A 13705-nucleotide genomic window follows, 5' to 3' on the forward strand; every position below is an offset into this window, starting at 1 on the left:
GATGCAACATCGCCTCATGCGATCCTGTTCAGCAGACGCAGCAGGGTTTCGGCTTCGCGCGAAGTCAATGGTGAGAGCGTTTCGGCGGTGATCTCCCGGGCCAACGGCGTCAATTCCCGCACCGCCTGCTTGCCTTCCGCCGTCAGCCGGATCGTCAGTCGGCGCTTGTCGCTCTCGTCCTTGTCCACGGAAACGAAACCCCGTGCCTTGAGCCGGTCGATGACGCCTTTGACCGTCGCCGCATCCATCGCCACCATCTGGCCAAGCTGGTTCTGTGACGTGTCACCCATCTCGTAGAGCATGGCCAGCGCCGCGAATTGCGGCGGCGTCAGGTCGGGAATGCGTGAGGCAAAAATGGCGACATGGCGCTGCTGCGCCTTGCGCAGCACAAACCCGACCTGGTCCTGAAGCTGATATGGCGTCGGCTCCTGCTCGACACCGGCCAGCTTGAGAATGTTCTCCGCGGTGCTCAACGCTGTCCGTCCCAGATCTTGATTTCGTGCGCCTGCAATCCTCCCATGCGGCTGTGTACGCGCGGGCCGCGCGCCATCACCAGAATGAAGAGGATTTCGTCCGGTCGAGGCCCATCGGCGATTCCCACTTCCATGGCATCGAAATGGCTGCGCACATAGGCCGCATTGATATGGCCGACAGGAACGTCGATCCGCGCCCCGAACGCCCCGACCTTCTTGGCCGAAGGCACTATGGCCTTGGCCTCGCCCAGCCGTTCGCGCATCGCATAGCCGCCCGGCACGTGCCACAAGGCGCCATGTTCGAGTTCGCCCGCCGTTCCGACGATCGCGCCCTTGCCGTAGCCGTCGATGCCATCCTTGCCGCCGAGCGCTTCGACAAGCCTGTCGGTCAGCAGCAGGCCGAGCGGCTTGAGATCGTCCATCGCGGGCGCAAGCTCCTCGGCATAGCGCCCTGCGAAGGGGTTTTTCACCAGCGCCATCGCCGCCGCCCTGCGGCGGGGAAGGGCTGCGACCGGCCCGCCCTCGTGGAAAATTTCCTCCACCTGCACGGCAATCTTTCGGATCGGAAACTCAGGCATGCTGGAAACTCCCCGGTGTTTTTTCATTATGTGGCGGCATGAGCGCCGCCATATACCCTGTGGTGCGGCTTTCGCCTTCGAGAAACAATGCCGCGCCGACGATCAATCCGCATCCGCGCAATTCCTCGGCCTTTTGCAACCCTGCGTCCAAAGCCTCCGCGACCTCGTGCGGGCCGAGCCGTCCGACGCCGACCGTGACCATCCGACCGCCGAGATCGGAGTCGGGCTGGAGACTGGAGGCTGGCGCGCGGCGGATCGCGGCATGGCCGGGCAGATCAACCGCATTGGCAATGATGGTTGCGGCAGCGTCCGCTTCCGCGCCCGAGCGCGCGAGCACGGTCACGGCATCGGCAATGCCCAGCGAAAAACTGCGCCCGCGCCAGCCGCTCGTTGCCACGCCGCGCACCTCGTCACCCGACCCGACAACGATGCGGTCAGCACGGCCGCTGCCGGTTCCGGCGATTGCCAGCGTCATGTGCTCGCCTTGCGCGAGATGGAGTGAACTGTCGCCGCCATTGTTGGCATAGGCTTTGGAAAGCGCGCGCCCGGCGACCATATGGGAAAGGACTTCATCGGCGACCGACCCCGCAACCGCCGCCATCGGCGTGATGAATGCCGGAAAGAAAGGCTGAACGGCCGACTCCATGCGTTGCGCGGTCGGGCCGGAGAACAGGCGCGGTCCAGCCGCCACGGGCGCGCGCAATTGCGGCAGTTCCGCAACCAGTTCCTCGAGGATTGCCCTGAACCGCGCGACCGCCTGACTGTAGGCGAGGCGTATTTCCGGCTCGTCCCCGAAGGCCTCGGCAATGATGTCGATGGGGCCGTGATTGAGATGCAGCCTGCGCCCGAGCATCGCGGCTTGCGGCGCCTTCATCGTATGGTCCTCGCCAGTCTCGCCACTTCGACCTGCGCCTCCGGCGGCCACGGATTGCCGGGCGACGCTGCCTCCTCGGCGCGCGCGTTCCAATATTCTCCGCCCCGCGCCAGCACATCCTCGACCGTGCGGATTTCCCCGGCATAGCCGCCGAGCGACAGGTAGTCGTCCCGCCTGAGCGTGAACTCTATAGGCGCGACAAGCGCGGGCGTCGGCACATAGCCGAAGGCATTGGCGGGCACGCGCGTAACATCGACCATCAGAGTGATGCCGCCGCCCGGCCACACATAGACCGGCGCACCACCGACCGTCACATAGGTCTGCAAGCCCTGCACGGAGCGCGTCAGGTTCACCGGGTTCTCCACCACGCCCGCGCGCAGCGATCCGCCGGCCCCGCCGACGAACAGCACCGTGCACAGGGCAGGCTCGCAATTCTGCTCGATCAGTTCGACCGATTTCTTCAGCCGCTCGGGAAACGGCTTCGGGACCGGCTTCAGTTCATCGTCCAGTTCGAAATAAGCGAACTGCTCGCCGGTCGTGGACACCATCATCATCGAAAGGCCGGGACGCGCGCCCTTCGTGCTGTTCCACGGTCCGAGAATTTGCAGCGGGTCCTCAATGGCCGTTCCGCCCCAGCCCAGCCCCGGCTCGGCGACCTTGAAATAGCGTCCGGGCGTCGAGCGCCTGCCGACGATCCTGATGCCGGTGTCCGGCCAGCCGATCACCTTTCCCGCCTGATGCTCGGACACGACGCCGGTGATATGGTCATCCACGACGACCACCTCGTCCACCAGCCCGCTCCATTGCTTTGCGAACATGCCGATGGTCGCCGAGCCGCAGCCGACGCGCATGCGCTGCTCGACCTTGCCGTCAATAATCGGCGGTTGGCCCGCCTGCACGACGAGGCTCGCGCCACCCTCGATGGAAAGCTCGACCGGCTCTCGATTGCACAGCGCCAGAAGCGTGTCGCAGGTGACGCGGCCTTCCTGTTTCGAGCCGCCCGTCAGATGGTGCACGCCGCCCAGCGACAGCATCTGCGAGCCATATTCGGCGGTGGTCACATGGCCGACCGCCTCGCCCTGTGCTCGCACGACAGCCGTTTCCGGGCCAAGGTGCCGGTCCGTGTCGATCTTCACCTTGACGCCGCAATAGGAGAAAATCCCCTCCGTGACGACCGTCACCAGATCGACCCCCTCGACCTCCTGGCCGACGATGAAGGGCGCAGGCTTGTAGTCGGGATAGGTTGTGCCCGCGCCCATGGCGGAGACGAAGCGGCGGCGCGTATTCACCAAATTGCCGTCCCATTCGCTGCCCTCGAAGGGGACCAGCCGGTCATGCTCGAGGATGCGCAACGGATCGCAACGCGTGATGCGACCGCCGAAATTGCCGTAGCGGTCACACGCCCCGGTACGTCCTTCCGCGATGTAGCACATGACCGGGCAGGCGTCGCAGCGCAGCTTTTCCGCCACCTTCTTCTCGCCCGGATCATGCGTGTCGAAACGCTCCGAAAGCTCGCTCATCGGCTTGCCTCCCTGATCGCAGCCAGCACGCGCGGCGGCGTGGCCGGAATTTGCGTCACCAGAACCCCGGTCGCGTGCCGGATGGCATTGAGGATCGCGGGGGCGGTGGGAATGAGCACGTGCTCGCCCAGCCCCTTCGCGCCGAACGGCCCTTCCGCATCCGGCACCTCGACCAGTATCGTCTCGATGGGCGGCACGTCGCCGATGGTCGGGATCAGGTAGTCGTGCAGGTTCTCCGTGCGCCCCGGAAGATATTCTTCCATCAGCGCCATGCCGATGCCCTGCGCGATGCCGCCTTCGATCTGCCCTTCGGCCAGCAACGGGTTGATCGCCCGCCCGACATCATGCGCCGCCGTGATCTTCAACAGCCTGACCGTGCCGAGGCGCATGTCCACCTCAAGCTCCACAAGCTGCGCGCCGTAGCCATAGACCGCATAGGGCCGCCCCTGCCCCTTCTCATCCAGCGCGCTGGTCGGCGGGTCATAGGTCTCCTCGGCCACGAACACGTAGCCGGAAGCGTGGCGCGGCAATGCGGCGAGGTCGATGTCGCGCAGCGCCTCGCCCTCGCGGATGGTCAGCCGCCCGCTCTCCAGCACGAGCGAAGCGTCGCCGGACACGTTGGCGAAGCGCAGGATGCTGTCGCGCAGCGCACGCGCCGATTTCTCCGCTGCCTTGCCGGTCACGAAGGTCTGCCGCGACGCGGATGTCTTTCCCGCATCGGGCGTCGTCGCCGTGTCGGCTCCAACCAGGTCGATGGACGACAGCGGCACGCCGAGCGCATCGGCGACGATCTGCGCGACGACGGTGTTGGAACCCTGCCCGATGTCGACCGCGCCCTGATGCAGCACGATGCGGCCTTGCGCCGACACGCCGATGCGGATGGTCGAGGGATTTGGGAGCGAGGTGTTGCCGCAGCCATACCAGCAGGATGCAACACCGACCCCGCGCCACGCCACGCCGTTCGCCCGGTTGGCGACTTCGCAATCGGCCAGCGCGCGGAACCACTGCGCGCGCAGCGCCTCCAGACAAGCACCGATGCCGACGCCGCTTTCCAGCACATGGCCGGTCACGGTCTCATCGCCGTCGCGCAATGCATTGGCGATGCGGAACTCCAGCCGGTCCATCCCGAGCCTTTCGGCAAGCTCGTCATAGAGCGTCTCCTGCATCATCGTCGCCTGCGGCACGCCGAAGCCGCGAAATGCGCCAGAAACGGGTCCGTTGGTGTGGATCGCGACGCTGTTCGCGCGATAGTTCGGCGTCCGGTACGGCCCGGAGGCATGCACCGGCACGCGGTTGGCGACGGTCGGTCCCCAGCTCGAATAGGCTCCCGTGTTGAAGGTGCCTTCGAAGCGCATCGCAACGATACGGCCATTCTCATCCGTGCCGATCTCGGCCTTCATGCTGGCCGGATGCCGCTTGGTCGTGGACATCATCGATTCCTGGCGCGTATAGGCCAGCGCCGCCGCGCGGCCCGTCCTGAGCGCGACCAGCCCGACGAGCGGTTGCACCGATATATCCAGCTTGGAACCGAACCCGCCGCCGGTCGCGGTCGGCACGATCCGCACCCTGTCGACAGGCAGGCCGAGGAGCTTCGCGGTGTCGTCGCGGTCCATATAGGGCGCCTGCGTGCATGCGGTGACGACGAGCGTATCGCCCTCCATGACGGCGAAACCCGCCTCCGGCTCGATATAAGCGTGCTCAACATAGGACGTCTCGATCGTTCCGCTCGCGACATGGGCCGCCTGCCGCATGGCCTCGTCGGGCGCGCCGCGTTCCACATGGCCGCGCACCAGAACATTGTCCGGGCGGTGGTCGTGGAGCGCATCGACGGTGCAATCGGGCGTTAGCGCATGGCCGGTCGGCTCCCATTCGACGGGAAACGCGCTTGCATCGAAATCCGCCAGCGCGGCGCGCTCAAGCGCCACAAGCGCAACGGCTTCACCGCGAAACCGCGTCATCCCTTCCGCCAGCGCCGGCTGGTCGGCAAAGGCCGGAATGACGCCGAAGCGGTTTTCGCCCGGCATGTCAGCAGCGGTGTAGACGCCCGCGATTGCCGGATCGGTCGCCTGAAACGCCGCCAGATCGCCGAAGCGGAACCGCGCCTGATGATGCGGCGAGCGTATGACCACGACCGCCAGCGCGTCGTCCGGAAAGCCGTCCGCTCCGAACTTCTCGCGGCCATCCACCTTCGGCACGCCGTCCAGCCGGATCGGAGATGCGCCGACGGCTGCGTGAACGGCGACAGCCTTGGCCGCCTCCGCCTTGCGGTGCACCGTGTTGCCTCCGGCCACGGCAAGCACGGCGGCGACGATCTTGCGATAGCCGGTGCAGCGGCACAGCACGCCGCCAAGCGCATCGTTGATTTCGGCCTCGCTCGGGTTCGGCTTGACATCCAGAAGCGCGGATGCGGCCAGCAGGAAGCCCGGCGTGCAGATGCCGCACTGCGCCGCGCCATGAGCCAGAAACGACTCCTGCAACGCGGTCAACCGCCCGTTAGCCAGACCTTCGACGGTGCGCACCTCGCAGCCTTGCGCCGACGCCAACGGGACGAGGCACGAACAGACGGCCTCGCCATCCAGCAGCACAGTGCAGGCGCCGCAGTCGCCTGCGTCGCAGCCGACCTTCGTGCCGGTGAGATGAAGCCTGTCGCGCAGGATACCGGACAGACGGGTGAGCGGCGCGGCCTCCACCTCCACCGGCGCGCCATTCACGTCGAACCGGACGGTGCAATCGCTCATGGCGCGTGCTTCCCGCTGCGAGAAAGCGCCGCCTCGAACGCACGCAGCACGATTTCGCGCACCGCTTGCAGCCTGTAGGCCGCGCTTCCACGCACATCGTCGATCGGTGCAAGCTCGGAGAGAGGTGTTTCGGCGATAATCCCGTTCGCCTTGTCGATACTGTGGCCGGCCAACGCGGCCTCCAACCGCTTCAACCTTTGCGCGACTGCGGAACACGCGCCGACCGCAATCGCCACCTCCCGTATGCGTTGACCGTCGGTCACCACGCGGACCGCCGCCATCGCAATCGAGATCACCAGATAGCGTCGGGCGCCAAGTTTGCGGAAGGCCGAGACGCCCCGCGCCGCCTGCTTTGGAATGCGGATCATACTCAGCAGCTCGTCCGGTCGCCGCGCCGTCTTGCGGTTTCCCAGAATGAAATCGCGAAGCGGCACGTGGCGCGATGCATGCGCCGTACGCAGTTCCACGTCTGCGTCCAGTGTCAGCAAAGGCGGCACGCCGTCTGCCGCAGGCGACGCATTGCAGAGATTTCCCGCCACGGTTCCGACGTTCTGGATCTGCACCGAACCGACTTCGCGAGCCGCCTGTTTCAGCGCGTCGAAGGCCGGCGGAAGGTCTTCGCGCTGAATGTCCATCCATGTCGTGCGCGCGCCGATCACGAAATGAGATTGCGTCTGCGAAATGCCGCGCAAATCCGCCAGTCCATTGATGTCGAGCACATTCTCGCGGATCGGGCGATTGCCTTGAGCGGGATAGAAATCGGTCGCGCCAGCGAGCAGACGCCAGTCCGCCTCGCCAAGCAGGCTCAGCGCTTCATCGACCGTGGTGGGTTTCGCGTAACGGATCACGCAATGCCGTTCCCTGGGTCCGACCCGCCTTCAAGCAGCGTCAAAATTCATTCGTATACAAATGATATCCGGAAAGGCGTGCTTGTCAAAGCACGCGCGCATCTTGCGCAGGTTTGGGCAGGCGATATGCTCTGGAAACTTTCTCGACCGGAGCCGCAAATTGTCGTCAAACGCGCTTATCGTCATCGACCTCCAGAACGATTTCTGCCCGGGCGGCGCGCTCGCCGTCGAAGGCGGTCACGACATCGTGCCCTTGGTGAATGGCCTGATCGCCGATTTCGAGCACGTCATCCTGACGCAGGATTGGCATCCCGCAGGCCATTCAAGCTTTGCGTCGAGCCATGAGGGCAATGACGCCTTCGAGACCATCGACATGCCCTACGGACCGCAAACGCTTTGGCCCGATCATTGCGTGCAGGGCACGGACGGCGCGGCATTCCATCCGGGACTGATCTGGGACAAGGCAGAACTCGTGCTGCGCAAGGGCTTTCGCGGCGCGATCGATTCATATTCCGCCTTCTTCGAAAACGACCACAAGACGCCAACGGGATTGGGGGGTTATTTGAGCGAGCGCGGGATTTCGGACCTGACGCTGGTCGGGCTCGCGACGGACTATTGCGTCGCCTATTCTGCCCTCGATGCGGCAAGGCTCGGCTTCCGGGTCGCGGTGCACATGGACGCCTGTCGCGCAATCGATCTTGGCGGCTCGCTGGAGGAAATGACTGGCCGGATGCGCGACGCCGGAGTTGTGCTCAAATAGGGCACCGCACCCCTCATCCGCCTGCCGGCACCTTCTCCCACAGGGGGAGAAGGGAGATATCATCTGCGCCGGCTTCAATCGCCGACGACTCGGGATTTGCGAGACATGACGGTGGTCCCCTTCTCCCCCTGTGGGAGAAGGTGGCGGTAGCCGGATGAGGGGTTGTGCAATCGCCGAAAGCCCGGCGCCGCCCCTCACCCTTACCCTCTCCCCGCGTGCAGGGAGAGGGGCATCAGCGTTGTAGATTATCGCCCTTCTCCCCGTCCTTTACGGGGAGAAGGTGGCGGCAGCCGGATGAGGGGCAGTGCGAGCGCGGCAATGTCTGCCCGACGCAAAACAAAACCCCGCCGGATCGCTCCGGCGGGGTCTGGATTCCCGAAGGATGCGGGGCTTAGCTGCCCTGCTTCTTCAGCGCAGCGCCGAGAATGTCGCCGAGCGAAGCGCCGGAGTCGGTCGAGCCGTACTGCGCGACAGCTTCCTTTTCTTCGGCGATTTCGAGCGCCTTGATAGAGACCTGCAGCTTACGGGTCTTCTTATCGTAGGCGATCACGCGCGCATCGACTTTCTGGCCGACTGAGAAACGCTCCGGGCGCTGCTCGTCGCGATCGCGCGACAGGTCGGAACGCCTGATGAATGTTTCGAGTCCGCTCTCGACAAGGCGAACGTCGAGACCGCCGTCCTTGACGCCGATGACTTCACAGGTGACGACCGCGTTCTTGCGAAGCTCGCCGGAAGCAGCAGCATCGCCTGCGGCGTCACGCTCAAGCTGCTTGATGCCCAGCGAAATGCGCTCCTTCTCGATGTCGACATCGAGAACCTGCGCCCGGACCATCTGGCCCTTCTGGTACTCCTCGATGACCTGCTCGCCCGGACGGCTCCAGTCGAGATCGGAGAGGTGCACCATGCCGTCCACATCGCCTTCGAGGCCGATGAACAGGCCGAATTCGGTCTTGTTCTTGACCTCGCCCTCGACAACGCTGCCGACCGGATGGTTGCGCGCGAACGCTTCCCACGGATTCTCGAGCGTCTGCTTGAGGCCGAGCGAGATGCGGCGCTTGGACGGATCGACCTCCAGCACGACCACATCCACCTGCTGCGAGGTGGAAAGGATCTTGCCGGGATGGACGTTCTTTTTGGTCCACGACATTTCCGAAACGTGGATGAGGCCCTCGATGCCCGGCTCGAGTTCGACGAACGCACCGTAGTCGGTGATGTTCGTGACCGTTCCGGAAATCTTCTTGCCGAGCGGGAACTTGGAGCCGATGTCGCCCCACGGATCCGACTCGAGCTGCTTCATGCCGAGCGAGATGCGATGCGTGTCCTGGTTGATGCGGATGATCTGCACCTTGACCGTCTGGCCGATGTTCAGGATTTCGGTCGGGTGGTTCACGCGACGCCATGCCATGTCGGTGACATGCAGCAGGCCGTCGATGCCGCCGAGGTCCACGAACGCGCCGTAATCGGTGATGTTCTTGACGACGCCTTCGACCACCTGGCCTTCTTCGAGGTTCTGCACGATCTCCGAACGCTGTTCGGCACGGCTTTCCTCAAGCACCGAGCGGCGCGAGACAACGATGTTGCCGCGACGGCGGTCCATCTTGAGGATTTCGAAGGGCTGCGGGTTGTGCATCAGCGGGGTGACATCGCGGATCGGGCGAATGTCGACCTGCGAACGCGGCAGGAAGGCAACGGCGCCGTCGAGATCGACCGTGAAGCCGCCCTTGACCTGGTTGAAGATAACGCCTTCGACGCGCTCGCCCTTGGAGAACTTCTCCTCGAGCTTGACCCAGCTCTCTTCGCGGCGGGCCTTTTCGCGGCTCAGCATCGCTTCGCCAAGCGCGTTTTCGATGCGCTCGACATAGACTTCGACAGTATCGCCCGGCTTGAGCTGGCCGTCCTTGGCCTTGGCTCCGAATTCCTTCAGCGGCACGCGGCCTTCGACCTTGAGGCCGACATCGATGATGGCCATATCCTTTTCGATCGCGGTGATGGTGCCGCGAACGACCTGGCCTTCACCGGAATGGCCATCGGAAAATGATTCTTCGAGAAGCGCGGCGAAATCGTCGCGCGAGGGGTTGGCTTGTGACATTAAAACTCCTGAAAGCCCCTGCCTTGGGGCGGCGCCGTGGTTCGTGTTGCGTTGGCCTGCCGGCGCTCCGGGTTGAATGAACCCTTGCCGCGAATGGCGGCGTTCGGCGCAGTGGAATGCTGGCAGGCTGGTTTATGGACTCATATAAGAGCCAGTGTCCCGTTTGGCCAGCGCAGCATCGACGATGCCGCGCGCCGCTCGGAACGCGGCCTCTATAGACATTTCCGACGTATCGAGCAAGTGCGCATCATGGGCTGGACGCAACGGCGAATCGGTTCGCGCGGAATCGCGTTCGTCGCGTTTCACGATATCGGCCAGGATTTCTTCCAGATTCGCGGTGCCGCCGCGCGATTCGATGTCGCGCAGCCTGCGCGCCGCGCGCACCTCAGGGCTGGCGGTGATGTAGAGCTTCACCTCGGCTTGCGGGCACACGACCGTGCCGATGTCGCGCCCGTCCAGCACAGCGCCGCCCGGTTGAGCTGCGAATGCGCGCTGCTTTTCAACCAGAATACGCCGGACCCCGGGATAGACCGCAACGCGCGAGGCCGCGTCCGCCACCGCGTGCGCCGACAGCGCGCCCTTGTCGAGATTGGCGAGATCGACCTTGCGCGCGGCCTCGACGGCCAATGCAGGGTCGTCCAGCGGCAGGCCGGCGGAAATCATCCGGTGCGCTGCCGCACGATAGGTCAGGCCCGTATCCAGATGCGGCAGGTGATAGTAGTCGGCCAGCCGCCTTGCGAGCGTTCCCTTGCCGGAAGCAGCAGGTCCATCGATGGCGATGAGCAGATTCTGATCCATCCGCGCATCAAGCCGAGACGGTCGAAATGCGCAACAGGAAATATGGCGCTCAGCGGGCCGCGGGCAGGCGACGCCACGAATACATGCCCGCGGGCTTCTCGGCGCGCACCGCTGGCTGGGCGTAGAGGCCGAGACCGTCGATGCGGCCCTCTTCGATCCACCTCAGCAGGACCGGATGAGAGACCTCGAATTCGTCGAAGCCGACCCGCAGCATGTGCGAGAACTGGTCGGGCAGCACCTGCCCCACCGCGCGGACCGCGCCGCCATAGCCATAGCGGCGGCGAAGGATTTCCGCCTTTGAGAAGCTGCGGCCATCGTTGAAGGCGGGAAACTCCAACGCCACCAGCGGCAGCGATTCGAGATGTTCGGCCAGCGCCTCGATCTTGTCGCCGGGCTTGAGCCGCACGCCGATGCGATGATTGGCGCGGCGCCGCGCCTCCGCGTCGAGCGCCAGATAGGCGGCCAGCGGCAGGATCACGTCGCCCGATTCGGCGATCGCGTCGGGCTCGTCGAGGTGCCGCCAATTGTCCTGGCGAAATCCATCCAGCGTCCACAGGCGGACTACGGGCTGCTCGGCGGTTTCACTCATCGGTGGTCATCCATATCTGCCGGTGTCAGTGGCTTGCGCCGTTCAGCGAGTTTTCGAGGCCGGGAAGGTGAATGCCACATTCGACCTTGGCCTGCCCGGCCCAGCGACCGCTGCGCGCATCCTCGCCCGGTTTCACCGGCTGGGTGCAGGGAAAGCAGCCGATCGAAAGATAGCCATAGGCAACCAGCGGATTCTCACGCAGATTGTGGCTGCGCATATAGTCGGCGAGGTCGGACGTGCCCCAGCGCGCGAGCGGATTGATACGGAGGCGCGGCCCGACCGTTTCGAAGGCCGCAAGCCCGGCGCGGGTCGCGGCCTGAAAGCGCTTGCGGCCCGTGAACCATGCCCGGAACGGCTCGACGCCACGCGCCAGCGGCTCCACCTTGCGGATTTCGCAGCAGGCGTCGTTGTCCCGCTGGTGCAACGTGCCGTCCGGGTCCTTGTCGCGCAGCGCCGCCTCTTCCGGCGTCAGGATGCGGATGTCGCGCAGGCCGAGATCGGCGACGAGCGCATCGCGATAGTCCAGCGTTTCGCCGAAATGCTTGCCCGTGTCGAGGAACAGCACCGGCAGGTCGCGGTCGATCCCGGACGCCATGTGCAGCAGCACGGCGGAATCCGCGCCGAAGGACGACACCGCCGCGACGCCCGTCACGCCGAAGCGCTCGACCGAGCGCGCGATGATGTCCTGCGGCGAGGCCGCGCCATAGAGCGCTTCCAGCGCGGCAGCTTCCGCCGCCGCCTGTTCCTCTGCCTCAAGCAGCTCTGGCTTCGCTGCCATAAAGCGCCTCCTTGAACGGAGCCGGGCCGACGCGGCGGTAGGTGTCGAGGAATTTCTCCTCGCGATCCCGCCGCACGGTGAGATAGGTTTCGACGATGGTCTCGATGGCGTCGGTGATTTCCTCCGGCCCGAAGCCGCGCCCGATGATCTCGCCGACCGACGTGTTCTCGTCGCCGGAACCGCCAAGCGTCACCTGGTAGAGTTCCGCGCCCTTCTTCTCGACGCCGAGAATGCCGATATGGCCGACATGGTGATGGCCGCAGGCATTGATGCAGCCCGAAATCTTGAGCTTCAGCTCGCCGATGTCGCGCTGGCGTTCCAGCGAGGCGAAGCGATGGGAAATGTCCTGCGCCACCGAGATGGAGCGTGCGTTGGCCAGCGCGCAATAATCGAGGCCGGGGCAGGCGATGATGTCGGTGATGAGGTTGGAGTTCGCGGTCGCCAGGCCGACCTCCACCAGAAGGTCGTAGACGGCGCGCAGGTCGGCGCGCGCCACATGCGGCAGGATCAGGTTCTGCTCGTGGCTGATGCGGATTTCGTCGAACGCGTAGCGCTCCGCAATGTCGGCCACCGCGTCCATCTGGCCGTCGGATGCATCGCCGGGCGTCTCGCCGATGCCTTTGAGCGAAATCGTCACCGCTGCGTAGTCGGGATGGCGGTGGGTGGTCACGTTCTGGTCCAGCCATTCGCCGAAGCTGCGGGAATCCAGCCTCGCCTGCCTGACGGCTTCGTCGCCTGCGGGACGCGCGGTCAGGTCCGGCGGCGCGAAATAGGCGTCGATCGCCCGGATGTCGGCTTCCGGCAATGCCAGCTCGGTGTCCTTCAAATCGGCCCATTCGGCCTCGACCTGCCGCGCGAATTCCTCGACGCCGGTCTCGTGCACGAGGATCTTGATGCGCGCCTTGTATTTGTTGTCGCGGCGACCATTGAGATTGTACACGCGCAGGATGGCGGTGGTGTAGGAGAGCAGGTCCTGCTCGGGCAGGAAATCGCGAATCTTCTTTGCAACGATAGGGGTGCGGCCCTGCCCGCCGCCCACATAGACCGTGAAGCCGAGTTCGCCCTTGTCGTTGCGCTTCAGGTGCAAGCCGATGTCATGGGTCTGAATCGCCGCGCGGTCGCGCGCCGCCCCGGTCAGCGCGATCTTGAACTTGCGCGGCAGGAAGGAGAACTCCGGATGGACGGAGGACCATTGCCGCAGGATTTCGGCATAGGGGCGCGGGTCCGCCACCTCGTCGGCGGCAGCGCCCGCGAGATGATCGGCGGTCACGTTGCGGATGCAGTTGCCGGACGTCTGAATGCAGTGCATCTCAACGCTGGCGAGGTCGGTGAGGATGGCCGGGACATCCGACAGCGCCGGCCAGTTGAATTGCAGGTTCTGCCGCGTCGTGAAATGCCCGTAGCCCTTGTCATAGGTCCGCGCGATGTGCGCGAGCATGCGCAACTGGCGCGAATTGAGCGTTCCGTAGGGGATCGCGATGCGCAGCATGTATGCGTGAAGCTGGAGATAGACGCCATTCATGAGGCGGAGCGGCCGGAACTGCTCCTCGGTAATCTCGCCGGAGAGCCGCCGCTCGACCTGCTCCGTGAACTCAGCCACCCTGGCCTTCACGAACTCATGGTCGAATTCATCATAACGATACATGATTGACTGCTTCCT

General features: G+C 64.9%; 12 protein-coding genes. 1 reads left to right on the forward strand and 11 read right to left on the reverse strand.

The genetic code is table 11. From position 1 onward, the window contains the following. Positions 1-14: 14 nt before the first annotated feature. From M9924_06345 to M9924_06370, 6 genes are read right to left on the reverse strand one after another with little or no spacing between them, the layout of a single operon-like run. The gene (locus M9924_06345) at positions 15-473 is read right to left on the reverse strand and encodes a MarR family transcriptional regulator (GenBank protein MCO5064022.1); all 459 of its coding nucleotides are present in this window, start codon (positions 471-473) and stop codon (positions 15-17) included. After that, a complete protein-coding gene (locus tag M9924_06350) occupies positions 470-1051 on the reverse strand; it encodes an amino acid synthesis family protein (GenBank protein ID MCO5064023.1) in 582 nt (193 codons plus the stop codon). Before M9924_06350 ends, M9924_06345 begins: the two co-directional genes overlap by 4 nt. Continuing rightward, positions 1044-1925: a UPF0280 family protein gene (locus tag M9924_06355; GenBank protein ID MCO5064024.1), complete on the reverse strand. Its 882-nt coding sequence runs from the start codon at positions 1923-1925 to the stop codon at positions 1044-1046. Before M9924_06355 ends, M9924_06350 begins: the two co-directional genes overlap by 8 nt. Beyond that, positions 1922-3445 (reverse strand): 6-hydroxynicotinate reductase, encoded by a 1524-nt coding sequence (locus M9924_06360; protein MCO5064025.1) that lies wholly within the window; start codon positions 3443-3445, stop codon positions 1922-1924. Before M9924_06360 ends, M9924_06355 begins: the two co-directional genes overlap by 4 nt. Continuing rightward, positions 3442-6183, reverse strand: coding sequence for a molybdopterin-dependent oxidoreductase (locus M9924_06365; GenBank protein MCO5064026.1), 2742 nt, complete (start codon positions 6181-6183; stop codon positions 3442-3444). The genes M9924_06360 and M9924_06365 overlap by 4 nt, the downstream gene beginning before the upstream one ends. Continuing rightward, on the reverse strand, positions 6180-7031 hold the full coding sequence (locus M9924_06370) for a xanthine dehydrogenase family protein subunit M (protein ID MCO5064027.1): 852 nt from the start codon (positions 7029-7031) through the stop codon (positions 6180-6182). Before M9924_06370 ends, M9924_06365 begins: the two co-directional genes overlap by 4 nt. Positions 7032-7191: 160 nt before the next feature. Here M9924_06370 and pncA point away from each other — a divergent pair, with 160 nt between their 5' ends. After that, positions 7192-7791 (forward strand): bifunctional nicotinamidase/pyrazinamidase, encoded by a 600-nt coding sequence (gene pncA / locus M9924_06375; protein MCO5064028.1) that lies wholly within the window; start codon positions 7192-7194, stop codon positions 7789-7791. 391 nt (positions 7792-8182) lie between these two features. On the opposite strand, the gene rpsA is transcribed toward pncA, so the two are convergent. The 5 genes from rpsA to M9924_06400 form a co-directional block, all read right to left on the reverse strand. Next, entirely contained in the window at positions 8183-9880 is a 1698-nt protein-coding gene (gene rpsA / locus M9924_06380) for a 30S ribosomal protein S1 (protein ID MCO5064029.1), read from the reverse strand. 132 nt (positions 9881-10012) lie between these two features. Next, positions 10013-10678 (reverse strand): (d)CMP kinase, encoded by a 666-nt coding sequence (gene cmk, locus M9924_06385; protein MCO5064030.1) that lies wholly within the window; start codon positions 10676-10678, stop codon positions 10013-10015. A gap of 49 nt (positions 10679-10727) precedes the next feature. Continuing rightward, positions 10728-11267, reverse strand: a complete 540-nt coding sequence (locus tag M9924_06390; protein ID MCO5064031.1) for a DUF934 domain-containing protein — start codon at positions 11265-11267, stop codon at positions 10728-10730. 25 nt (positions 11268-11292) lie between these two features. Beyond that, positions 11293-12045, reverse strand: a complete 753-nt coding sequence (locus tag M9924_06395) for a phosphoadenylyl-sulfate reductase (protein MCO5064032.1) — start codon at positions 12043-12045, stop codon at positions 11293-11295. Further along, complete coding sequence (locus M9924_06400; GenBank protein MCO5064033.1) at positions 12020-13690, reverse strand: nitrite/sulfite reductase; 1671 nt, start codon at positions 13688-13690, stop codon at positions 12020-12022. Before M9924_06400 ends, M9924_06395 begins: the two co-directional genes overlap by 26 nt. Positions 13691-13705 lie beyond the last annotated feature (15 nt).

The sequence above is a fragment of the Rhizobiaceae bacterium genome (genome assembly GCA_023953835.1).
GTDB lineage: Bacteria > Pseudomonadota > Alphaproteobacteria > Rhizobiales > Rhizobiaceae > Mesorhizobium_G.